The sequence below is a fragment of the Rhizobium changzhiense genome, assembly GCF_013087625.1.
Classification (GTDB): domain Bacteria; phylum Pseudomonadota; class Alphaproteobacteria; order Rhizobiales; family Rhizobiaceae; genus Rhizobium; species Rhizobium sophorae.
This window is the reverse complement of record NZ_JABFCQ010000001.1, coordinates 1,008,142-1,030,998: the sequence shown is the minus strand read 5'-3', so window position 1 is coordinate 1,030,998 and position 22,857 is coordinate 1,008,142. Positions and strand designations below refer to the sequence as shown.

Annotated in this window: 23 protein-coding genes and 1 tRNA gene; 12 read left to right on the top strand and 12 right to left on the bottom strand. The window is 60.8% G+C overall.

Annotated elements, in window-relative coordinates; all coding sequences use genetic code 11:
• Window positions 1-13: 13 nt before the first annotated feature.
• Complete coding sequence (locus tag G9X68_RS05175) at window positions 14-1,990, bottom strand: acyltransferase family protein (RefSeq protein ID WP_171601530.1); 1,977 nt, start codon at window positions 1,988-1,990, stop codon at window positions 14-16.
• On the opposite strand from G9X68_RS05175, the gene G9X68_RS05170 reads away from it, so the two are divergent.
• Window positions 1,990-2,325 (top strand): hypothetical protein, encoded by a 336-nt coding sequence (locus G9X68_RS05170; RefSeq protein ID WP_171601529.1) that lies wholly within the window; start codon window positions 1,990-1,992, stop codon window positions 2,323-2,325. The genes G9X68_RS05175 and G9X68_RS05170 overlap by 1 nt on opposite strands.
• A 124-nt stretch (window positions 2,326-2,449) precedes the next feature.
• Here the strand turns inward: G9X68_RS05170 and G9X68_RS05165 are convergent.
• Window positions 2,450-2,523: transfer RNA gene (locus G9X68_RS05165), tRNA-Gln, on the bottom strand.
• Between the two features lie 243 nt (window positions 2,524-2,766).
• On the opposite strand from G9X68_RS05165, the gene G9X68_RS05160 reads away from it, so the two are divergent.
• From G9X68_RS05160 to G9X68_RS05150, 3 genes are all read left to right on the top strand, one after another.
• Entirely contained in the window at window positions 2,767-4,335 is a 1,569-nt protein-coding gene (locus G9X68_RS05160; RefSeq protein ID WP_171601528.1) for a Ppx/GppA phosphatase family protein, read from the top strand.
• Between the two features lie 14 nt (window positions 4,336-4,349).
• The gene (locus tag G9X68_RS05155; protein ID WP_018497452.1) at window positions 4,350-5,069 is read left to right on the top strand and encodes an RlmE family RNA methyltransferase; all 720 of its coding nucleotides are present in this window, start codon (window positions 4,350-4,352) and stop codon (window positions 5,067-5,069) included.
• A gap of 158 nt (window positions 5,070-5,227) precedes the next feature.
• Window positions 5,228-5,611, top strand: coding sequence for a VOC family protein (locus G9X68_RS05150; protein ID WP_171601527.1), 384 nt, complete (start codon window positions 5,228-5,230; stop codon window positions 5,609-5,611).
• Window positions 5,612-5,618: 7 nt separating this feature from the next.
• Here G9X68_RS05150 and G9X68_RS05145 read toward each other — a convergent pair whose 3' ends face one another.
• On the bottom strand, window positions 5,619-7,043 hold the full coding sequence (locus tag G9X68_RS05145; RefSeq protein WP_171601526.1) for a DHA2 family efflux MFS transporter permease subunit: 1,425 nt from the start codon (window positions 7,041-7,043) through the stop codon (window positions 5,619-5,621).
• Window positions 7,044-7,304: 261 nt separating this feature from the next.
• Here G9X68_RS05145 and G9X68_RS05140 point away from each other — a divergent pair, with 261 nt between their 5' ends.
• From G9X68_RS05140 to G9X68_RS05130, 3 genes are all read left to right on the top strand, one after another.
• Entirely contained in the window at window positions 7,305-8,297 is a 993-nt protein-coding gene (locus tag G9X68_RS05140; protein WP_171601525.1) for an MBL fold metallo-hydrolase, read from the top strand.
• 178 nt (window positions 8,298-8,475) lie between these two features.
• A complete protein-coding gene (gene guaB, locus G9X68_RS05135; protein ID WP_171601524.1) occupies window positions 8,476-9,960 on the top strand; it encodes an IMP dehydrogenase in 1,485 nt (494 codons plus the stop codon).
• A gap of 2 nt (window positions 9,961-9,962) precedes the next feature.
• A complete protein-coding gene (locus tag G9X68_RS05130; protein ID WP_168311475.1) occupies window positions 9,963-10,517 on the top strand; it encodes a hypothetical protein in 555 nt (184 codons plus the stop codon).
• An 8-nt stretch (window positions 10,518-10,525) separates the two neighbouring features.
• Here the strand turns inward: G9X68_RS05130 and G9X68_RS05125 are convergent, their stop codons facing one another.
• Window positions 10,526-11,443 (bottom strand): LysR family transcriptional regulator, encoded by a 918-nt coding sequence (locus tag G9X68_RS05125; protein ID WP_171602161.1) that lies wholly within the window; start codon window positions 11,441-11,443, stop codon window positions 10,526-10,528.
• A gap of 91 nt (window positions 11,444-11,534) precedes the next feature.
• Here G9X68_RS05125 and G9X68_RS05120 point away from each other — a divergent pair, with 91 nt between their 5' ends.
• From G9X68_RS05120 to G9X68_RS05110, 3 genes are all read left to right on the top strand, one after another.
• Window positions 11,535-12,290 (top strand): SDR family oxidoreductase, encoded by a 756-nt coding sequence (locus G9X68_RS05120; protein ID WP_168311474.1) that lies wholly within the window; start codon window positions 11,535-11,537, stop codon window positions 12,288-12,290.
• Window positions 12,291-12,398: 108 nt separating this feature from the next.
• Entirely contained in the window at window positions 12,399-12,815 is a 417-nt protein-coding gene (locus tag G9X68_RS05115; protein WP_168311473.1) for an MAPEG family protein, read from the top strand.
• A gap of 278 nt (window positions 12,816-13,093) precedes the next feature.
• Window positions 13,094-13,735, top strand: a complete 642-nt coding sequence (locus G9X68_RS05110; protein ID WP_244956110.1) for a TetR family transcriptional regulator — start codon at window positions 13,094-13,096, stop codon at window positions 13,733-13,735.
• A 4-nt stretch (window positions 13,736-13,739) separates the two neighbouring features.
• Here G9X68_RS05110 and G9X68_RS05105 read toward each other — a convergent pair whose 3' ends face one another.
• Window positions 13,740-14,696, bottom strand: a complete 957-nt coding sequence (locus tag G9X68_RS05105) for a LysR substrate-binding domain-containing protein (protein ID WP_206679624.1) — start codon at window positions 14,694-14,696, stop codon at window positions 13,740-13,742.
• A 215-nt stretch (window positions 14,697-14,911) separates the two neighbouring features.
• Here G9X68_RS05105 and G9X68_RS05100 point away from each other — a divergent pair, with 215 nt between their 5' ends.
• Complete coding sequence (locus tag G9X68_RS05100; protein WP_171601522.1) at window positions 14,912-15,211, top strand: DUF1127 domain-containing protein; 300 nt, start codon at window positions 14,912-14,914, stop codon at window positions 15,209-15,211.
• A 154-nt stretch (window positions 15,212-15,365) separates the two neighbouring features.
• Here G9X68_RS05100 and G9X68_RS05095 read toward each other — a convergent pair whose 3' ends face one another.
• From G9X68_RS05095 to G9X68_RS05065, 7 genes are all read right to left on the bottom strand, one after another.
• Window positions 15,366-16,232 (bottom strand): DUF937 domain-containing protein, encoded by an 867-nt coding sequence (locus G9X68_RS05095; RefSeq protein WP_171601521.1) that lies wholly within the window; start codon window positions 16,230-16,232, stop codon window positions 15,366-15,368.
• 174 nt (window positions 16,233-16,406) lie between these two features.
• The gene (locus G9X68_RS05090; RefSeq protein ID WP_129418033.1) at window positions 16,407-16,736 is read right to left on the bottom strand and encodes a MurR/RpiR family transcriptional regulator; all 330 of its coding nucleotides are present in this window, start codon (window positions 16,734-16,736) and stop codon (window positions 16,407-16,409) included.
• A 56-nt stretch (window positions 16,737-16,792) separates the two neighbouring features.
• Entirely contained in the window at window positions 16,793-17,812 is a 1,020-nt protein-coding gene (locus G9X68_RS05085) for a Gfo/Idh/MocA family oxidoreductase (protein WP_171601520.1), read from the bottom strand.
• Between the two features lie 29 nt (window positions 17,813-17,841).
• The gene (locus tag G9X68_RS05080; protein WP_171601519.1) at window positions 17,842-18,636 is read right to left on the bottom strand and encodes a TIM barrel protein; all 795 of its coding nucleotides are present in this window, start codon (window positions 18,634-18,636) and stop codon (window positions 17,842-17,844) included.
• A 77-nt stretch (window positions 18,637-18,713) separates the two neighbouring features.
• The gene (locus G9X68_RS05075; protein ID WP_171601518.1) at window positions 18,714-19,502 is read right to left on the bottom strand and encodes an ATP-binding cassette domain-containing protein; all 789 of its coding nucleotides are present in this window, start codon (window positions 19,500-19,502) and stop codon (window positions 18,714-18,716) included.
• Window positions 19,502-20,623: an ABC transporter permease gene (locus tag G9X68_RS05070; RefSeq protein ID WP_171601517.1), complete on the bottom strand. Its 1,122-nt coding sequence runs from the start codon at window positions 20,621-20,623 to the stop codon at window positions 19,502-19,504. The genes G9X68_RS05075 and G9X68_RS05070 overlap by 1 nt, the downstream gene beginning before the upstream one ends.
• Window positions 20,624-20,728: 105 nt before the next feature.
• Window positions 20,729-21,679 carry a sugar ABC transporter substrate-binding protein gene (locus tag G9X68_RS05065; RefSeq protein WP_171601516.1) on the bottom strand — a complete coding sequence of 317 codons (951 nt, stop codon included), beginning with the start codon at window positions 21,677-21,679 and terminating at the stop codon, window positions 20,729-20,731.
• Window positions 21,680-21,860: 181 nt separating this feature from the next.
• Between G9X68_RS05065 and G9X68_RS05060 the strand changes: the two genes are divergently transcribed.
• Window positions 21,861-22,856: a LacI family DNA-binding transcriptional regulator gene (locus G9X68_RS05060; protein WP_171601515.1), complete on the top strand. Its 996-nt coding sequence runs from the start codon at window positions 21,861-21,863 to the stop codon at window positions 22,854-22,856.
• The last annotated feature ends 1 nt before the right edge of the window (window position 22,857 follow it).

Sequence of the window (22,857 nt, the reverse complement as noted above, 5' to 3'; positions counted from 1 at the left end):
TGTCCGCTCAATCTCATGGAGAAGCGGAAGACGTTGGGCCGGCGTTCGGCTGAGAACTTGCAGTTCGTTCGGATTGTCTGGCGTGTGGCGGTACCAGGAAATCGAGGAGACCCTCGCCCCGTAGGTCGGCGGTTCTCTTTTCCAGAATGTCACCGATCAGGGTCGTCAGAAATTCGGCTGTCAGATGGTTCCAGTCTGTGATGAACGGAACACCCCTGCTGCTGGTGAGGCATTTCTCCTTGTCGTAATCACAGTGAAGCTTGACGATATCGACGTAGGTGAAAGCAAGATGAGATGGGAAAAATGGCAGTTGATCCAAATGCTGGTTGGCCGGCGGATAGGTCGCTTCCCGCAGGCATATAGAGGCATCGGATTTTCTCTGAAACATGAGCCCCAGGCACGATTGCGATTCCTCGAGCTGGAAATAATTTCCGAAAACGAAAATTCGCGCGTCATCCGAGTGGCTTTTCATCCAGGAAAGAAGCTCAAACCTGAAGGGGTTGACGGTGTACTCGAACGGGCGAAGGCTCGTGAGGAATATCGCTTTCGTTCGGCTGAGCAATGACTTGTCGTTGATATATTTTTCAAAGGGAATGCAGTATTTATCGTAAATGCTGGCGCGAGAGGGGGCCTTAACAATATCGTTCTTGATCTCTACCATGCAGTTCAAGTAGCTGACTGCCACGATTTGATATCGGTCGGTATCGATGTAATTTTTCAGCGCGATTGACCAGTTTCTGGCGTGCGAGTCCCCGATGATGAAGATAATGGGTTTCGCAGCTTGAATGTTGTCGTTCAGGCTTAGAAAAGTGCTTTCGAGCCGTGCTTCGTTCGCCTGTGCGAGAGGTGAATAGACTTCATCCAGCCTGTGAGGAAAACCGGCCATAGAGATTGCTGACAGGACAGCAGCCGCGATGGTTGCAACTGATGAGCTCAGGGTGATCCAGAGAGCGCGGCTTCTCCTGGTGTGGCGAAAGGGCTTTTCGATGACGACAAAGCTGACGACCGCGACCAGGACCGTCACTGCGATGGCGAGAAGCTTGTCACCATTGTCGAAATTCAAGCTTGTCAACCGCCAGAAGGCGAAGACCGGATAGTGCCACAAATATAAGGAGTAGGATACTAATCCGGTGAGCGCCGCAGGCCGAGAAGCCAACAGGCGCCCGGCTGCGTTCTGCTGACCGGCGAATGCGAGCACCAGACAGGTCCCAATGACTGGGACTACAGTTACCAGGCCAGGATGAACCGTGTCCTTTCCAAACAAGATGAGGGAACCAAGAACGAGCAAAAGCCCGGCCGCCGCGAGGAACGGCTGAGGGCGAGTTCGTCCACGCCTCACCTCGTGATAGGCGAGAAGTGTTCCGGCCAGAAGTTCCCAGGCCCGGGTGAGTGGCGAGTAGAAAGCCTGTTGCTGATCATGCCCTACCGTTACCGCACACAATACGAAGCTGACGGATGCCGCGAGCAACACGCATGGCAAAAACCTTGATTTCAAGTATCGGCGCACGATCAGCAATAAGACCGGAAACCCAATATAAAACTGCTCTTCGACACTCAACGACCAGGTGTGAAGAAAAGGCTTGAGAAGGGTATTGGGCTCCCCGTACTGAGCCGCAGTAAAATAAAAATAGATATTCGATCCGAATAGGAGCGACGAGCCTATGGAGTTCGCGTAGTCTATGAGTTCCGATGGCAATAAAAAATAGTAGGCGAAGGGCATTGTCGCGAAAATCACTGCGAACAACGCCGGCAAAATTCTCCGCGCGCGCCGAGCGTAGAATTTAAGGAAATCGATACGCCCCGTTGCTTCGATTTCCGTCAGCAAAATTTGGGAAATCAGGAAGCCGCTAATCACAAAAAATACATCGACGCCAATGTATCCACCAGAAAGCAACGTGTGGCCGGCAACCGTGAACTCGGCGTGATAAAGGATAACCGCGATCACCGATATGGCCCTTAAGCCATCAATCTCTGGTCTGTAAACCTTCAATGCTAGCGCCTGCCTTCGATATCGAGAGCGTCACTTTGGTCGCGCGCAAGATTGGCGCTTTTGGGCTGCCTAACACAGAGATCTTGGAGGGAGAACAGCATGGCCTGATAAAAGATTTGCGGGCGGGGCCGATTTCAATCTTTATTTTCTGCGCTGTTGTAAATCAGCATTCCGGAATCCTCATTAGTTTGCATTTGTTTTCCCAGTCGCTGACCAATTTTGTCTACGGGCCGTTCCAGAAGCGAGAAGACGTCAGGCCGACGCCAAATAGCGCCTACCATCGCCGCCCACCACGGCGCGCCGAAATCAACAAAAATCGAAATGGGCGCGTGTAATGCGTAGATGCTGCAAGATGCTCGCCCAAGCCACGATGTCGGATTCGCCGACATCCTGCGCCCGTCGATCGAAATGATCAGGGCAGCGAAAAGTAAGCAGGCATTGGAGGGGACCGTGAAATATTGGCTGGGGAACCTGGATTCGAACCAAGATTAACGGAGTCAGAGTCCGTCGTTCTACCATTGAACTATTCCCCAGCAGTTGCCGCCGAAGCATGGCTTGGCTGCTGTGCGGCGCTTATAACCAAAAGCGGGCGGATTGCAAATAGCCGATTTGAAAAAATTCGGTGCTGTGCGGAAGACGTGAAACCATCCTCAAATCCCCTGGCTAAAAAAGAATTTGGTGATTTTGGCGGGCGCTGATATTCTTGCCGCAACGCAAAAATCGAATGAGCGCCTGCTGCATATCTTAAGACTTGCGCGGCGCGGTGGAAAAACAACGTGGAAGACCCCGAAGGCGGCGCAAAGCTGCAATTTGACGGGGCGTCGGCGGCAGGGCGCAAGGACGGCAAGAAGTCCAGGCGCCGCAAGGGCAAACGTGGCGGGCAATCCCGCAACGCGGCTCATCCCGCTTCGCATGAGCCTTCCGGCGGTGCCGGACAGCCTGCGCGCCCGATAGAAGATGCAGCCGGGAATCCGGCCCGCAAGCGCAAGCGTCGCCGTCGTGGTGGCCATGGCGCCGTGCAGGATGGTTCACCTCACCCCCAGGCAATGGAACAGACGGCAGCGGCGGGCAATGCTGTCCGCTCCGATAGCGATTCAGCGCCGAGCCGTCGCAATCGCCGCAAACACCGCGGCAAGCGCGGTCTGCAGGGCCGGCCGCTGACATCGGCAAAACCATCAGGTGCCCCGCAGCAGGAACGCCGCGCAGAAGAAACGGTGCTCAGGGCCGAACTGCGTGAAACACTGAATGGCGCAAGCGCCAACCGCAGGGGCCGCCAGGAAAGCCATGCCCCTCCCGGGCATCAGGGGGATCGTCAGACCGGCGAGCATGCTTGGCCCGAGGAACTCTACGCCGCCCTCGATCTCGGCACCAACAATTGCCGTCTCCTCATTGCCCAGCCGACCCGTCCGGGACAATTTCGCGTCGTCGACGCCTTTTCCCGCATCGTGCGCCTCGGCGAAGGCCTTGCGGCCAGCGGCCGTCTGTCCGACGAAGCGATGGAGCGGGCGATCGAGGCGCTGAGGATCTGCGCCTCCAAACTCAGGAACCGGGAGATCCGCCGCATGCGGCTGATCGCCACCGAAGCCTGCCGCCAGGCCGTCAATGGCGAGGAATTCCTCAGCCGGGTCGTTGCCGAAACCGGCCTCGCGCTCGAGATCATCGATCGCGAGACAGAGGCGCGGCTTGCCGTCTCCGGCTGCTCCTCGCTGGTCGGTCGCGAGACGCGCTCCGTCGTGCTCTTCGATATCGGCGGCGGCTCGTCGGAGATCGCCGTCATCCGCATCGGCGACAATCGCTTCAGCCGCCTTGCCAATCACATCACCCACTGGACCTCGCTGCCGGTCGGCGTCGTGACGCTGTCGGAGCGCCATGGCGGGCACGACGTCACGCCGGAGGCCTTCGAAGACATGGTGCGTGAAGTCGAAGGCATGCTTGGACGCTTCGATTGCCCGGAGATCGAGGTCGCCCAGACCGGCGACTTTCATCTCATCGGCACATCAGGCACGGTGACGACGCTTGCCGGCGTGCATCTCGACCTGCCGCGTTATGACCGGCGCAAGGTCGATGGCATCTGGCTGTCCGACGATGAGGTCTCCGCCATGCAGGCAAAGCTTCTCTCCTGGGATTTCGCAAGCCGCGCCGCCAATCCCTGCATCGGGCCCGATCGGGCCGATCTGGTGCTCGCCGGCTGCGCCATTCTCGAGGCAATCCGCCGCCGCTGGCCGAGCCCGCGCATGCGCGTTGCCGATCGCGGCTTGAGGGAAGGCTTGCTCACCGACATGATGGCCGATGACGGCGTGTGGCGGCGCAACCGCAACCGCCGCGGCCAGCGCGTGAGATCGTGAGATAAGGGGTAGGCATGACCAAGGCACCGATCGCGGGAAACCGCACCGGCCGCAAGCTCGGCCAGCGCGTCAAGAACAAGAAGATGAAGGCCTCCTCCCGCCAATGGCTGGAGCGCCACATCAACGATCCCTATGTGCAGCGCGCCCAGCTTGAGGGATATCGCGCTCGTGCCGCCTTCAAGCTGCTGGAGATCGATGAGAAACACCACATCCTGCGCGGCGCCAGGCGCATCATCGATCTCGGCGCTGCCCCCGGCAGTTGGTCGCAGATCGCAGCCAAGGTCACTGGCTCGACGGATGATGATATTCGTGTGGCTGCGATCGATTTCCTTGAAATGACCCAGCTGCCGGGGGTCAAGATCCTGCAGCTCGATTTCCTCGATCCGACGGCGCCGGAAAAGCTGTTGGAGGCGGTCGGCGGCACGCCCGATCTTGTCATATCGGACATGGCTGCACCAACCACCGGCCACCACCGCACCGACCATTTGCGCACCATGCATCTCTGCGAAGTCGCGGCACATTTCGCCGTCGAAGTGCTCCAGGAAGGCGGGCATTTCCTCACCAAAACCTTCCAGGGTGGCACCGAGCGTGAGCTGCTCGCCATGCTGAAGCAGAACTTCCGCCAGGTCGTCCATGTCAAGCCGAACTCGTCGCGCGCCGAATCGGTCGAGATGTTCCTGCTGGCCAAGGGGTTCAAGGGGCGCAAGGCCGAAGGCGAAGCAGAAGAAGCTTGATCTTCGGGCCGGTCCTGACGGATGATGGCGATCGACTGCATAATTCCTTAAATCGGGATCGATTTAAGGATAAAATAGGCAGCAATGGAAAGCGTTGCCGCGTCCTTTGCGTGTCCAAAAGGACGCGCGGCGCTGTCAGGATTTGAACCGCTGATCCCATGCTTCTTTACGTCACGCTCGGAACCAACGACCTCTATCGTGCAGGGCATTTTTATGATGCCGTGCTGTCTCCCCTCGGTTATCGCCGCCAGCGCTCTTCCGAAGAGGAAATCGGCTATTCCGCCGAGGGCGATACGCGCTGCCGCTTCTGGGTAGTGACGCCCTTCAATCGCCGTCGGGCGACCTCAGGCAATGGCGCCATGGTGGCGCTTGCAGCCGAAACGCGAGCAGCTGTCGATGCCTTCCATGCGGCGGCAATCGCGGCAGGCGCCGTGGATGAGGGCGGGCCTGGCCTGCGCTCCTACCATGCCCATTTCTACGCCGCCTATGTGCGCGATCTCGACGGCAACAAGCTCTCCGCCGTCTGTGAAAACCCGGAGTAGCGGCTGCCTATTTCACCGCATGCTGTTCGGCTTCAACAGTTGCTGCCGATATTGCCTTGGAGCGGTGGCCGGAGACGAGTGCGCCGGCATTGCGGTCCATCCGGATGAAGGGAATGGTCGCAATGACCGTCAGTCCGGCGATGATGTAGAAGGCGAGGTGGAAATCGGCCACCTGCAGCGCTTCGCCGCGGAAATAGATCGAGCTCTCCAGGATCGCGGCGGCGACCGCGACGCCGAGCGCCAGGCTGACCTGCTGCATCACCGAACTCATCGATGTCGCCTGGCTGGCTTCGGCATCATCGATATCGGCGAAGGCAAGCGCATTGACGCCGGTGAACATGAAGGAGCGGGAGAAGCCGCCGAGCAGCAGCACGCCGATGATGACGAGGTGCGGCGTCGACGGCGTGAATAGGCCGGTGACGACAGTCACGAGCGTCGTCACCATGGCGGCGCCGAGAAGTGTGGTGCGGAAGCCGGCGGCGGCGAAGACGCGCTTCGCCATGAACTTGGTGGTGATCGCCCCGATCGCGCCGGCAAAGGTGATGAGGCCGGATTGAAACGGCGTCAGCCCGAAGCCGAGCTGCAGCATCAGCGGCGTCAGGAAGGGCATGGCGCCGACGCAAATGCGAAACAGCATGCCGCCCAAGGTGGAGGCCCGGAACGTCGGGTTCTTGAACAGGTTGAGATTGAGGATCGGCGCCGGATGCCGCTTGGCATGGCGCACGTAGAGGACGCCGCAGATGAGGCCGATCAAGGTGGCGGTGACGCCGATGATCGGGGGCAGGGCCGGCAGACTGACCACCGACAGCCCGAAGACGACACCCGCGGCCGAAAGCGAGGTCAGCACGAAACCGGTGAAATCGAGCTTCGGCGGCGCCGTCGCCTCCACCTCCGGCAGGAAGATCGTCGCCAGCCAGATGCCGACGATGCCAACCGGCACATTGATCAGGAAGATCCAGTGCCAGCTGAAATAGGTGGTGATGAAGCCGCCGAGCGGCGGTCCTGTGAGCGGACCGACAAGTGCGGGGATGGTGAGCAGCGCCATGGCCGAGACCAGATCGCTGCGCTGCGTCGTGCGCACCAGCACGAGGCGGCCGACCGGTGTCATCATCGCGCCGCCCATGCCCTGCAGGAAGCGGGCGAAGACGAATTCGACAAGGTTGGACGAGATGGCGCAGAAGATCGAGCCGATGACGAAGACGGCGATGGCAAGGCGGAAGATTTTTTTGGCGCCGAACCTGTCGGCCATCCAGCCGCTCACCGGGATGAATACCGCCAGCGCCACCATGTAGGAAGTCAGCGCCAGCTTCAGGGTGATCGGCCCGACATTGAGGTCCGCCGCGATCGCCGGCAGCGCCGTCGCAATGACGGTCGAATCCATCTGTTCCATGAAGAGGGCGACGGCAAGGATCAGCGGGACGATGCGATTCATAGGCGGGGGCCTTGATGGGCGCGGAATGGAGCGGGGGAAGGCCGGTGCTGTTTAGTCCCAGCTGCGGGTTCTGCCAATCCCCAAATCCGGGTCCCAATTCGGGTCGATGACACGTTTGCTTCACGTCTGCGTGAGACGGCTTGCCCGACAACCTCGGCTATCAACATTGACATATGTTTACCCAGCTGGGGCAAGAAATCCGGCCGGAAACGTCATTGGGGCCGAGCGGCGGCACACCGCACGTCATGGGAGAATGGATATATGACAATTTCGACGCGAATGAAGCGGCGCACGCTTCTTGCCGCAGGCCTTGGCTTGGCTGCGGCGCCGGCAATTTTTAGAGATAAGGCCGAAGCGGCTGCGACTGGAGAAAACAGAAATATGGATGGAACGCCTTTGCCCGAAATCGATCAATTTAAGCTCGGTTCCTATAAGTTCACCGTCGTCCGCGACGGCATCAACATCTCAGAAAAGCCCTACGAAACCTTCGGCACCAATCAGGATCCCGAAACGGTCAAGGCGTTGCTCACCGCAAATTTCCTGCCGGCTGACAAGTTCCTGAACGGCTATACGCCGGCTCTCATCGATACCGGTTCCGATGTCATCCTCATCGATACCGGCTTCGGTGCGGCCGCCCGAGCACGCGGCGCCGGCCAGCTTGCCGAAGGCCTGAAGGCGGCGGGGTATTCGGCCGAGGATGTCACCATCGTGGCGCTGACCCATCTGCACAGCGATCATATCGGCGGCTTGATGGAAGACGGCGCGGCTGCTTTCAAGAATGCCCGCTATGTCGTCGGCCAGGCAGAGTATGATTTCTGGTCGAACAAGGCCCGTGAAGGCACGCCCGCCGAAGGAGGCCATAAGGCCGTACTCGCCAACGTGACGCCGCTTGTCGAAAAAGCCACCTTCATCAAAGACGGTGACAGCGTCGCGCCGGGCATGACGGCGGTGCTGGCAGCGGGCCACAGCCCGGGGCATATGGTGTTCCACGTCGAATCCGAGGGTAAGCGCCTGGTGCTTGCTGGCGACACGGCCAACCATTATATCCTGTCGCTGCTGCGCCCGGATTGGGAGGTGCGCTTCGACATGGACAAGGCGCAGGCGGCGGCCAGCCGCCGCAAGGTTTTCGAGATGATCGCGACCGATAAGATCGCCTTCCTCGGCTACCACATGCCGTTCCCGGCGGTCGGCTTCGTCGAGAGGCAGGATGGCGGTTATCGCTTCGTGCCGAAGACCTATCAATTCGACATCTGAGCGAGATGCATGGCTGCCATGACGAGCCCGGCGGCCATGCCGGGCTTTTTGCTATTTCCTTCCTGTCATAGACGTGTTACCAGCCCTCGCCAACTTCCAAGCAACCCATGCAGACCGCCGGGGCGGACGATTCGTTTCCGGGCAGGGTCGCATTTTTATTAAATGAAGGAATTTGGCCATGGCACGCATCATTGAAACGGCAACCGGCGCAGACGCGCTTACCTTCGACGACGTGCTGCTGCAGCCGGGACATTCCGAGGTCATGCCCGGCCAGACGAACATCTCCACCCGCATCGCCCGGGATTTCGAACTCAACATCCCGATCATCTCTTCAGCCATGGATACCGTCACCGAGAGCCGTCTGGCGATCGCCATGGCCCAGGCCGGCGGCCTCGGCGTCATTCATCGCAACCTGACGCCGATCGAGCAGGCCGAGCAGGTCCGGCAAGTGAAGAAGTTTGAAAGCGGGATGGTCGTCAATCCGGTGACGATCGGCCCCGGTGCGACGCTTGCCGATGCGCTCGGGCTCATGAAATCCTACAGCATTTCCGGCATCCCTGTCGTCGAGAAGTCCGGCCGCCTCGTCGGCATCCTGACCAACCGCGACGTCCGCTTCGCTTCCGATCAGGAACAGAAGATCCATGAGCTGATGACCAAGGACAATCTGGTCACCGTCAAGGAAAACGTCGACCAGCAGGAGGCCAAGCGCCTGCTGCATTCGCATCGTATCGAGAAGCTGCTGGTGGTCGATACCGAGGGCCGCTGCGTCGGCCTCATCACCGTCAAGGATATCGAGAAGTCGCAGCTGAACCCGAATGCTTCCAAGGATGCGCAGGGCAGGCTTCGCGCCGCCGCCGCCATCAGCGTCGGCGATGACGGCTTCGAGCGCGCCGAACGGCTGATCGAGGCCGGCGTCGACCTTCTGGTCGTCGACACCGCCCACGGTCATTCGCAGCGCGTCCTCGATGCCGTCACCCGCGTCAAGAAGCTTTCCAACTCGGTGCGCATCATGGCCGGCAACGTCGCCACCTATGACGGCACCAGGGCGCTGATCGATGCTGGCGCGGATGCCGTCAAGGTCGGTATCGGTCCGGGTTCAATCTGCACGACGCGCATCGTCGCCGGCGTCGGCGTTCCCCAGCTCGCCGCCATCATGTCGGCGGTGCAGGCCGCGAATGATCAGGACGTGCCCGTCATAGCCGATGGCGGCATCAAGTTCTCCGGTGATCTTGCCAAGGCGATCGCCGCCGGCGCTTCCGCCGTCATGATCGGCTCGCTGCTTGCCGGTACCGATGAAAGCCCCGGCGAGGTCTATCTCTACCAGGGTCGTTCCTTCAAGGCCTATCGCGGCATGGGCTCCGTCGGCGCCATGGCCCGCGGCTCGGCCGACCGTTACTTCCAGGCCGAGGTGCGAGACACGCTGAAGCTCGTGCCCGAGGGCATCGAAGGTCAGGTGCCGTACAAGGGGCCGGTTTCGGGCGTCATCCACCAGCTCGCCGGCGGTCTCAAGGCGGCCATGGGTTATGTCGGCGGCAAGGATCTGAAGGATTTCCAGGAGCGGGCCACTTTCGTGCGCATCTCCGGTGCCGGTCTTCGCGAAAGCCACGCCCATGACGTGACGATCACCCGCGAGAGCCCGAACTATCCAGGCGCCGGCCTCTGATCATGAAGGCGGGCAGCGGGATTCCTCTTTGGGTCGTCGCGCTGCTCGCAGCCCTCTGCCTCGCCGTGCTCGCCTGGACGACATTCGGGTTCGTCGTTCCCTTCAAGCACGAAACCGGCCAGGCAGTGCTCGATACCTATTTCGCCGGTTACGACGAGTCGGCGGTATTCCACATGCAGAAGCTGCTCGATGAGAACGAGACGGCGACCAGGCTGCTGCGCGCCATGTATTTCGGGCCGGAGCTGATCTTTCCGGCATTGCTGACGGCGCTACTGTTCCTTGCCTTCCTCAAGCTCGGTCCCGTCGGTTCGTGGTTCGGCCAATCGGTGCATCCGCTCGTCGGCAAGGCGATCTACCTGCTGCCGTTCATCTACGGCATAGCCGATTACGGCGAGAACATCTCGAGCCTGGTCGCGTTCGGCGACGGTGCGCCCTCAACGCTTGCGACGCAGCTGCTGCCGTGGATGACACGGCTGAAATTCGCAAGCCTCGCCATCTGCTTCATCCTCATCGCCCGGCTTGCCATCGCCCGCTGGCTCTCTTCGCGTGAACCCTGAAGCGGCTGTCAGCTCCTCCACCGCCAGGCGGGATTTGAAAGTCTTGTCACCATGAAATCGGAAAGGACCTCGACCTTCGCAGGTCGGCTCCGAGCAGAAGGGGTGACGAAATACAGTGCGCCGGCAGGCAGCGTCCAGCCGGAAAGGATTGGCTTCAGCCGGCCGTCAATGAGATAGTCATGCGCGAGAAATTCCGGTAGTTCGATGATCCCGAGGCCGCGTAGCGCCATCGGTACCAAGGCTTGCGAATTGGTGGCCCTGAGCGCACCACTTGGCACTATGACCTCCTCCTTACCTTCACTGTTACGCAAGCGCCAGACGTCTTGGCGCGGTCTGTAGGCGTATCCGAGGCAATGGTGAGCAGCCAGGTCGCGAGGGTGTTCCGGCGCGCCATGTCGATCGATGTAGGCGGATGCAGCGAGAATGAAGCGATCCACCGGTGTGAGCCTGCGCGCGACCAGTGATGAATCCGGCAATACCGCAATTCGGAGCGCCGCATCAAAGCCGTCTCCCACGATATCGACGACGGCATCGCTCATATGCAGGTCGATGGAAATGTCCGGATAGAGCTCGAAAAAATCGGGTAGGATGGGCGCCAGCCAGCGTGTGCCGAAGGCCATCGGCGCGGCTAGCCTGATGAGGCCTCTCGGCCGGGTAGCAAGCTCCCGGGCTGTGTCTTCTGCTGCCTCGGCCTCAGCATAGATCCGTGCGGCGCTGTCGATCAGTCGCAGGCCAAAATCCGTCAACGCGAGCTGCCGCGAAGTACGGTTGAAAAGCCTTGCGCCCAGCCTGTGCTCAAGCCGGCTGACGGCACGCGAAACGGTCGGCACGGACACCCCAAGCGTTTGAGCAGCCCGCGCGAAAGAACGTTCTTCGGCGACTTTTGCAAACATCGCCAGGCCTTCGAAATCCGGAAATTTAGTCATGTCATTCCTGAAACGATAGCTTTCAGTTCTTTCTATTTCGAAACGGTGCCGCCGTCCATATCTCAGCTCCAGTCGAACAAAGGAGACGAGAATGACACAAAGACTGGATGCAAAGATTGCGGTCATCACCGGCGCCACCTCAGGCATTGGTCTTGCAACAGCCAAGCGCTTCGTGGCTGAGGGCGCTCGGGTTTTCATTACCGGCCGTCGCAAGGCTGTTCTCGATGCAGCCATCGCTGAGATCGGCGGAGGGGTTGTCGGCATTCAGGCTGATTCGGCCAATCTTGCCGACCTCGATCAACTCTATGAACGGGTAAAGGCAGAGGCCGGGCGAATTGACGTGCTCTTCGTCAACGCGGGTGGAGGGTCCATGCTGCCCCTCGGCGAAATTACCGAAGAGCAGTATGACGATACTTTCGATCGGAACGTGAGGGGGGTTCTCTTTACGGTGCAGAAGGCCCTGCCACTGCTTGCCCGAGGATCATCGATCATATTGACGGGATCGACAGCAGGCTCGACCGGCACGCCCGCCTTCAGTGTGTATGCCGCATCGAAAGCTGCTTTGCGCAGCTTTGCGCGCAACTGGATCCTTGACTTGAAGGATCGCGGCATTCGGATCAATACGCTCAGTCCCGGTCCGACGGAAACGACTGGGCTGGTCGAATTGGCAGGTAAGGACCGAGCTCAACAGCAGGGCCTGCTTGATTATCTTGCGGCCCAGGTGCCAATGGGCAGGGTCGGCCGTGCCGAGGAAGTTGCCGCAGCCGCACTCTTCCTTGCCTCGGATGATTCCAGCTTCGTCACCGGTGCCGAACTCTTCGTCGATGGCGGCAGCGCCCAGGTCTGATGATACCGGGCGGCCCGCTATTCTGATGGCGGGCTGCCGACGCTGGTATCCTTTTCTCCTTTCGGCTACTGCTCGCAACGAATGCGAAAGCGGAAAGGAAACAGCCATATGACCGGCTATCAAATCTTCTGGCCACTCTTCGCCCATGTGGCCCTGGTTTACGGTCTTTATGCGCTTCTTGGGCTTCGGCGCGCGAAAATGGTCCGCGCCGGAAAGATCAACAAATCGGAATATCGGGAAAACCGCGGCGAACCGGCCGAAAGCCTTGCCGTCAAGAACTGCCTCGCCAACCAGTTCGAACTGCCTGTGCTCTTCCATGTCTGCTGCATTCTTCTTTATATCACGGACGCCGACAATATCGTCACACTCGGGCTTGCCTGGATCTTCGTCGCCCTGCGTTATGCTCACGCCGCTGTCCACGTCAGCAGCAACGAATTGCGCTATCGCAGCCCGCTTTTTGCGGCAGGCTATGTCGTACTCGCTGCCATGTGGATCTGGCTCGCCGTTTGGATGGCAATGGGCTGAACCTGCGTCGATCGCAGCCAATCGGACGGCGTGCTCTATATCCTCGACAACGCGATGACTGTCTCTTCTCTGCGGGAGCGTGGCACAACCTGTCGAGGTCTTTTCGATGCTCCATCAATTGCCGCGATATGTTGTGAGACCTTGATTTCACAGGCTTTTGACGACCGTTAAAATCTGAATGTTTCCATTTACGGCAGGTGAAGGCTTGCATGTCATACCCGCCCGACGCGGTGGTTCGGCACATGCCTTCCGCCGTGAACAATAAGAATGGGAACGACATGGGCGCGGAAAGCATGGATCGGATCGGCTTGCGCAGGAAGCCGAAGCAGGAGCGCAGCATCCAGAGGCTGGACCTCATTCTCGCCGCCGCCGCCAAGATCATCGCTGAAAAGGGCGTCAGCGCCATGCGGATGACGGAACTCGCAATCGCCGCCAAGGTGCCGATCGGTTCGGTCTACCAGTATTTCCCGGAGAAGGCGGCGATCGTCAAAGCCCTGTTCGACCAGCACGCCTCGGCTATCCAGGCGAAGACGGCGGCGATGTTGGCTGATGTCAGGTCGCTCGACCAGGCGCTGGACCGCGTCTGCGCCACCATCGACTGGTATTACGATTCCTATCACAACGATCCCGTCTATCTCGGCGTCTGGATGGGAACGGAAACCGATCAGGATCTGCTGCGGCTGAATATCGAGCATAGCGGCCGCGTCGCCGGCATCTTCCATGACGCCGTGCGTCAGCTGGCTCCCGACCTTTGCGACGAAGAAATGTACGCGCGCACTTACCTATTCAGCCACCTGATCGGCGCCGTCATCCGGCTTGCCGCCGTCAGCGAGGAGGCCTTGGCGCGGCGCATGCTCGACGAATGGAAGCGCGTCATCCGCGCCTCGCTTTTCGCCGCCACCGTGCCGCGCGCCGCCTGAGCTCTTACCAGCTTGGTACCATATTGGCGGCCTTCAGCCGCGGATAAAGGCGCGCCTGGGCGGATTTGACATCCGCTTCGAGGCTGTCGTCGACGTCAGCGGGCGTGATATTGTCGAGGCAGGCGGTGATATGCGCCGTGATCGCATTCATCAGCGAGAGCGAAACGCCCGGACGCTTCATGATGCCGATCTGCACCGGCGGCAGCGTCGGAAAGCCGTCCGCCTGGCTCAGCACTTTCATGCCCGTCCGCAGCGCCGATTCCGGCATCACCGAAACCGCCATCCCGGCAAGCACGGCGGCGGCAACGACGGTGCAGGACCAGCTGGTGAACAGGATTTGGTGTTCGCGTCCCACAGCATCGAGCGCCGAGCAGGCGAGCTGGCGCCACTGGCAGTCGCGCCGGCCGACGGCAAGCGGTACCGGCGCGTCGTCGCGGATCGGATGGTTGGCCGAGCCCACCCAGCAGAGCGGCTCGGTTCTCACCACATCGGACATGCGCTCGCGCGGATTGTGGGTGACGAGAGCGATGTCGAGCTCGCCCTTATGCATGCGTTCGGCAAGATCCACCGAGGGCTCGCAGACGATATAGAGCTCGACATTCGGATGCGTCTTGGCGAAGCGGCCGATGATTTCCGGCATATAGCGGTCGGCATAATCGTCCGGCGTGCCGATCCGCAGCGTCCCCTCCAGCCTGTTGTCGTCGAAGGCCGCGATCGCCTCATTGTTCAGGCGGATGATGCGCCGGGCATAGTTGAGCAGCTTTTCGCCCTCGACCGTCAGCCGGTTGCCGCGCCCATCCTTGATGAACAGCTGCTTGCCGATGCGCTCCTCGAGGCGGCGCATCTGCATGGAGACGGCCGATTGGGTCTTGTAGACCCTGTCGGCGGCCTTGGTGAAGCTGCCGGAATCGACGATGGCGATGAAAGTCTGCAATTGGTCGAGATCAAGAGGCGCGGACATGTTGTCACCCATAAAGATAGCTGATGATAATCATTAGAAACATTCGTTGGACTGATCAATAGGTCTTTGGCATCTTCGGGATGCAAATCAAGCAAAGTGAAGGACAGACGCCCTGCCTGTCCGAGCCCAATACAGCCTTGCTCCTTCTCGCACGACATCGCGTGAGGGGTGGGTTGTTGTGCGCCTAAAAGAAAATCGAAAGAAAGGAGAGTCCCATGCGGATGACAGACAGAACAATAGAACTCGACTGCGGCAAGCTCACCCCGACGTTTTCCCAGCGTCTGGCAGCAGGCCTCGCACCGTTGACCTCCCTCTTTCGCGGGCTCCGCAATCGCATGGAAATCAACGCGCTGCACGATCTGAACGACACGCAGCTGAGGGATATCGGCCTTACCCGGGACGACCTGACCTCCGCGTTCCTGGCGTCGACCTTCTTCGAGGACCCGTCGGAACATCTGACGCGCTCAGCCCGCAATCGCTGGCGCCTGTCGTTCTTCCGCTCCCACGAAGAGTAGGAGCGTCGAGTTTCCCCGCAGGGTGATAGCCAATAGCCCTGCCGCTTGACCCGGTGATCGGCTTCCCAAGCCATCTCCGGGTTTTTTTATGCGAGGATTGAAAGAGTTAGGCGTCCTTTGTGCTTCCGAAAGGACGTACGGCGCTCTGATGCGCTTATTCGTTCGTCTCGGCGGAGGGCTTTGGCCGATAGGTTTCGAAGATCGCTTCCAGGTTCTTCTGGTAGCTCTTCTGCACTTCCAGTCCGCTGTCGAACATGGCGTTCAGCATCTCGGTATAGCTGTCGGCATTGACCTTCGCCTCCTCCTTGGGCGCCTCCGACGTCTTGGTATTAGCTTGGGCCTGGGCCGCTGGCTGCTGGCCGAGCCCGCCCATCATCTCCTGGAAGGCCTTGGCGAAGGGATTGTCGAGGAAGGGGTTCGGCGTCTGCGTTGGCGCGGGCTTCGGCACCGAAAACATCTGCTGCATCGCCTGCGTGAAGGGATTGTCGAAGATGCTGGGCTCGGGGGCCGGCTTCGGCGCGAAGCCGGTACTCTCAAGCCATTTCTGCATGGTCTCGCCCATCGCCGTGTTGACGAAGGGGTTGACCGGCGAGGCCATCTGGCCGGTCGTCTGCTTGAAGAGCCCGCCCATCAGCGTATCGGCGAGCACCGGCAGCATCCGCTTGTAAATGTCCTGGCCGATCCCGGTCATCTGCGCCGCCTGAGCGGCGACCGCGCGCGAAACCTCCTTCGAGCCGAAGAGCTGGGCGAGGATGTTGTTGCCGTCGGAAATGCCTTCCGGCGTGAAGGCCCGGCTCATATCTTCGAAATATCGCGCATAGTTGCCGGAGGAGACCGCCTGCATCAGCCCGACGAAATCATAAGGATTGCTGGTGCTGCGTTTCAGGCCGGCGGAAAAGGCCGGCATCAGCGCCGCCATCGCCTTCGTCGCCTGTTCCTGCGCAAGGTTGAACTGCCGGGCGATCGCTTCCATCGCCGCGCCGTTTTGCGCCTGCATCATCATGTCGAAGAGTGGCAGCATGGAAGTCCCTTTCCCCGAGTCGTGACGCGTGTCACGTCACTATAACCTGAAATGCTAATGCGCAAACGGCTTTTTGCCATAAGAACTTAGGGAGGAATTTTTTGCTGGAGCATGCGGTCGAGCCTCAGCGGCAGATCAGTGGAACACCGCCGCCGGCCCTCTCGCTTCAGGACATCATCGGTTCGGGATGGGAGGCGCGTGTCGGGCAGTGTTTATGCTCTGCTCGGCAAGGCGGGATGTTTTCAGATGCTGCCGGAAAAATGTCTTGAAGTCGCGAAAGCTCGCAAATCCGAGAGCGGTGGCAACGCGAACGACGGTGGAGGGGGAGACGGAGCACTTGAGCGCGACTGAAGCGACGGTCCCGAACGCGATCAGTTCCGGATTTGTGAGCGCCATGCGGGCAGCGCGTTCCTGCTGTTCGGGCAGCGTCAGGCCTGTCTTGACGATCATGGCCTTGAGTTCGGTCAGATCGTTCGGCCGCTTGAGATTTTCCTCAGAATTCATGACCGTGGTTCCTTCGAGATGCGGTGCGCCGGCTCCGGGCCCACCGCGGTTGGCCTTCAGTTCAGCGGGATTGCCTGCTTTTTCGAAACCGATGCGATGCAGGCAAGCGCGATTGCGAGGGCATTGCGAGCATCCGTACCCGTCGGCCCTTTGGTTAGTTCACGATTACGAACGGAGCGGACGAAAGAGGCGAGCTGGGCCGTGTAGCCATGAACGAAGTGCTCTGTGTCGCGGCGCCATGTGTCGCTCGAGACGCCATTGCCGTCGAAGAGTGTCATGCTGGAACGGCGCACGTCGCCCATCGTGACCATCCCGCCGGAGCCGAATACTTCGCCGCGAATGTCGTAGCCGTAGAGGGCGGAGAAGTTTGCCTCGGCGACCGCGATCGAGCCATTGTCGAACCGGATGGTCACTACAGCCGTATCGAGGAAGCCTTTCTCCCGGGCGTCCGGCCGGATGAGGGCGTCGGCCATTGCATGGACCTCGACGGGCTTTGCTCCGGGATTGAGCCAAAGCAGCGTGTCGAAGTCGTGAATGAGGGTTTCGTAGAAAATCGTCCAGAGCGGAATGCGATCGGGATCGGCGCCGAACGGGCCGGGATCGCGCGTCAGCGAGCGGATCAGCTGCGGCGCGCCGATCTTTCCCTCGTCGATCGCGGCACGGCCTTCGGCAAAGGCCTGATCCCAACGCCGGTTGAAACCGACCTGAAGGGGAACGTTGGCCGCGCGTGCCGCTGCAATGGCGCGATCGGCATCCTCCAGCGTCAGCGCCATCGGCTTTTCGCAGAAGATCGCCTTGCCGGCTTCGGCGGCCTGGACGAGGATATTGGTGTGGAAGCGGGCAGGTGTGGCGATGATCACGGCATCGAGCCCGGGATGGGAAAGAAGCTCCGCAACGCCGGTATAAGCGGTCTCGACGTCGAGCGTCTCGCCGAGCTTGGCGGCAGCGCCCGGTGCGGGATCGGCGATGGCGACGAGATTGGCGTTGACGAGGCGGTGGGACACGGTCTCCCCATGAAAGGAACCGATGCGGCCGGCGCCGATGAGGCCGAGATTGACGGGTTTGTTGGCTGGCATGGCAGCAATCCTGTGCGTATCGAGATGGATCAGAGGGTGAAAACAGTGCGGAAGGCTTCAAGCGCGGCTTCGGGATCGCCGGCCGACCAGGCTTCCATGCCGATTGGGCCGGAATAGCCCATCGCGTTCAGCGCGCGGGCGATGCCGCGCCAGTTGATTTCGCCGGTCCCCGGCTCGCAGCGGCCCGGCACGTCGGCCACCTGGATTTCGCCGATCCAGGGCAGGCATTTGCGGCAGAGCTCGATCAGGTTCCCTTCGCCGATCTGGGCATGGTAGAGGTCGAGATTGAGGCGAAGCCGGGGGTGATCGACGCTCGAGACCAGCGCCAGCGTGTCTTCCGCGCGTCCGAAGGGCACGCCCGGATGATCGACCGGCAGATTGAGGTTTTCGAGCGTGAAGGTGACGTTTTCCTCTTCGGCCATGTCGACGATCCGGAGGAGCGTGTCGCGCGCTTTCAGCCACATCGCGCCGGTGACCACTTCGACCGGCTGGACGGGTAGGCCCCCATCTCCGAGGCCGGTGCCGTGCAGGTTCAGCCGCTGCACACCGAGCCGCTTGCCGATCTCAGCGGTTCGGCGCGCCGTCCTTAAAAGTTCGGCGGCGCCCTCGTCGTCGGTCAGGCGGCCGGTGAGATAGCCGTTCATGATCGTGAAGGTCGCGCCTGTTGCCTCCAGTTTGGCGAGGTCGTGCTCCGGCCAGTTCCAGAGACCGACGCCGAAGCCCATTTCCTTCAGGCGCACGGCGCGCCATTCGATCGGCTTGTCGCGCCAGAGCATTTCGGCGCAGGCGGCAAGCTGGAAGGGGGAAGTCTTGGCAGCACTCATGGCAGGGTTTCCATATCAAGGGTCTGAGGTGGTGAGAGCGGCGCGAGCGCCGCATCGTAGTTCGGGGTGAAGGTCGGTCAGATCGTTCCGCCGAGTTCTTCCGACAGGGTCTGCAGCTCCTTGCCGCCGGCCATCAGGTTTTGAAGGTCCTCGATGCCGATCTCGCTCTTCGAATAGGTGCCGAGCGTGCGGCCGCGGTTGAGCGCGGTGAAGCGGTTGCCGACAGCATAGGCGTGGCGAACATTGTGGGTGATGAAGATCACGCCGAGGCCCTTGCCGCGGACCTGGTTGATGTATTTCAGTACCATCGATGTTTGCGCCACGCCGAGTGCCGATGTCGGTTCATCGAGGATCAACACCTTGGCGCCGAAATAGACCGCGCGCGCGATCGCCACGCATTGGCGCTCTCCGCCGGAAAGCGTGCCGACGGCCTGCTCGGGATCGCGCACATCGATGCCGATCCTGTGCATTTCGTCGCGCGTCACGTTGTTTGCGTGTTCCATGTCCATGCGCTTGAGGGGGCCGAAGCCTTTGAGCGGTTCGCGTCCCATGAAAAAGTTCCGGGTCACCGACATCAGCGGGATCATCGCGAGATCCTGATACACGGTGGCGATACCGGCATCGAGCGCGTCGCGCGGACCGGCAAAGGCGCGCGGCTGCCCTTCGACCAGGAATTCTCCCGATGTCGGCTTGAAGACGCCGGCGAGCGTATTGATCAGCGTCGACTTGCCGGCGCCGTTATCGCCGAGAAGGCAGAGCACTTCGTTGGCATTGACGGTGAGCGACACGCCGTTCAGCGCGATGATGGAGCCGAAGTGTTTGACGAGGTTCTTCACCTCGACGAGGGGCGTCTGAGACATGCTCATCAGCGTTCTCCCGTGACGCGTTTGCGAATGACATTGTTGAAGATCACCGCGATCAGCAGCATGCCGCCGAGGAAGACGAGGTACCAATCCTGGTCGATCGAGGTGTAGGTCAGGCCGATCAGCACCATGCCGAAGACGATCGAACCGAAGAATGCGCCGATGGCCGAGCCGTAGCCGCCTGTCAGCAGGCATCCGCCGATGACGGCGGCGATGATGGCTTCGAATTCCTTCTGGAAGCCGCGGCGCGCATCCGTCGAGCCTGCGTCAAGCACGGTCAGGATGGCGACCAGCGTGGCGCAGAGGGCAGTGATCACGAAAAGCGTGGTCTTGACGCGGGCAACCGGGACGCCCGATTTTCTGGCAGCGCGCGGATCGCCGCCAGCTGCGAAGATCCAGTTTCCGAAGCGGGTTCTGAGCAGGACCCAGGTAGCAAGAATGGCGATGCCGAAGAACCACAGGATCTCGACCGGAATTCCCGGCACTTTCGGCGTGCCGTTCGGGAAGGTCTCGATGATGCCGTGCCTGGCGAGCCATGAGAACAACCCGATGAAGGCGTCGCCCGAGAAGAATGGCGCGAGCGGGCTGCCGGCTGCGGCTTCCTTCATGCCACGCAGCTGCGTGGCGCCGCCGCTTGCCCATTTCAGGCCGACGAGCGTCAGGCCGCGCAGGATGAACAGGAAGGCAAGCGTGACGATGAAGGAGGGAAGGCCGGTACGCATGGTGATCTGGGCGTTGGTCACGCCGATCACGGCTGCGAAGGCCAGCGCAACGAGGATTGCCACGCTGAGCGGCAGGTGCAGAACGACGAGGGCGGTGCCGAAGACCAATCCGGCAAAGGCCACCATCGAGCCGATCGACAGATCGAATTCGCCGCCGATCATCAACAATGCCGCGCCGATCGCCAGAATGCCGAGCTGAGCGGCCGGCGCCATGAAGTTAATCACGCCTGCCAGTGTGAACATGGCGGGATTGGCGGTGAAGAAAAAGAAGATGGTGACGAGCACCAGACCGGCGACGGCGCCGAGTTCCGGCCGCCGCAGCAACGCAGTCAAACCCGAAACCTTTTTCAGCCGCTCATCGGATCGATTGGCAGCCCCATTCTGTTCATTGGCGAGCGTCATGGTTCATTCCTCAAGGATTGGTCGTTGCCGTGCGCGCGCCTTCACGCGTGGAGGCGCGGCGTTGGAGGCAGCCCCCGCCCCGGCGAGAGCTGCCGCGGTTCCGCCTCAGCGGATGCCCTGGGAGGATTTCTCGATGACCGATGCGGCCGCATCCTTCTCGACGAAGCTCGGGCCGGAGGCGACGTTGCCTGCCGGGATCGTGCCGTAGCGGGCGTTGAGCGCCAGGAAGGTCACGGGGAGATAGCCCTGGAGGTAGGGCTGCTGGTCCACCGCGAACAACGCCTTGCCGTCGGCGACAGCCTGCAGGAAGCCGGCCGAAAGATCGTAGGATGCAACCTTGACCTTGTCGCCAGTGCCCATCTTCTCGACGACGGCGACCGCACGCTCGCCGACGAGCGGCGCCGAAAGGCCGAGAACGACATCGATGGACGGATCGGAGGTCAGAGCAGCCTGGATTTTCGATTCAATTTCTGCCGGATCGGCCGTGGTCGGCAGAACGGTGACCGTGCCGCCCTCAAAGCCCTTCTCGGTGCCGGCGCAACGCTGATCGAGCGCCGCGTTGCCAACTTCCTGGTTGACGCAGAGGACGTGCTTCAGGCCGAGAGATTTGAGCTTGGCGCCGACCTTGACGCCTGCCGGCAGTTCGTCCTGGCCGACATGCAGCTTGATGCCGAGTTTTTCGGCAGCGGAAATGCCGGAGTTCATCGAGATGACCGGGATGCCGGCGGCAACGGCCTTTTCGATCGCCGAACCGAGCGCATCGGGATCGGGGTTCGAGATGACGATGCCGGCAGGGTTCTGGTTGACGGCGGCTTCGATCAACTGCCCCATCGCCACCATGTCGAAGGTCTCCGGTGCGCGATAGTCGACTTTGACGTTGCTGTCCTTGGCCGCCTGCATCATGCCGTTCTTGACGATCGACCAGAACGGATCGGACGCCTGGCCGTGGGTGACGGCGATGATCGTCGGCTCCTGGGCCTTGGCTCCGACAGCCGCCGTGGTCGCAACGCCAAGGGCGAGGGCGCCGAATGCGAGCTTCTTCAAAATAGATGTCATGTCTTCCTCCTCTAGACCATCCACTCCTCAGGATGGCGAAAAACGATTGCTACCGGGTGCAAAGGTGCTTGCTACCGGGTGCAAACGGGTGCATCTTATTCACGGATGCGCTAAAATCAAGCATTCATTTCATCAGAATCATAAAATGGAATGTTTGTTTCATTTTTGCGGGGAGGCATCATTGCGAAAAAGAGCAACGGCCAAAGAGGTCGCGGATGCGGCAGGCGTCTCGAAGTGGACGGTCATCCGGGCATTTACGCCGGGCGCCTCGATCACCGAGGAAAGCAAGCGTAGGGTTCTCGAGGCGGCGGCCGTGCTTAACTACACGCCCAATCTGCTCGCCCGTAGTCTCGCGACCAATCTGACGCATCAGGTCGCGGTCTTCGTCGACGACTTCGCCAATCCCCAGAAGCTGCCGTTCCTGGAAACCCTGACCGAACGTTTGCAGGCGGAAGGCCTGGTCGCGGTGCTGATCAATATCAACAATCACTTCGATCACGTCCATGCGCTGCTGAACGCCGATCAGCGTCAGGTCGACGCCGTCATCCTCTTCGGCACCGCCTTTCGCAACGAAACGCTGAGCGACCGGCAATTGGGCAGGGGCATGCCGCCGATGTTCGTCCTGGCGCGTGACAGCCAGATCGACGGCGTGCCGGCCGTCGTGTGCGACGCCGAACTGGCGCTGCGCGACATTGTCGACCACCTCTATGAAAGGGGATACCGGCGTCCCGGTTTCATGACCGGTGCGCCGGCGCTATCGACGGCGCTGCGGCGCCGGCAGCATTTCATCGATTTCTGGAAGGGGAAGGGGATGGACGAGATCGCCATTCTGTCCGCCGACAGATACAGTGCCGAAGCTGGGGCAGGATCCGTCCGTCACTATCTGAACGACATCGACCCGGCCGAAAGGGTCGACGTCCTCATGTGCGAAAATGATATCCTCGCCCTCGGAGCGATGGACGAGATCCGCGGCAATTTCGGACTGCGGATACCTGATGACATCGCCGTCGTCGGCTTCGACAATTACGAGCTCGGCGGCGCCTCCTGCTATGGCCTGACGACCTATGAGCAGCCGAGGATCGAGATGGTGCAGGCGGTCATCGGCATGATCAAGGGCCGGCTGGAGCCGGAAACCGTAACCCTTCCCGGCAAGCTGGTCGTGCGCACATCCACATAGG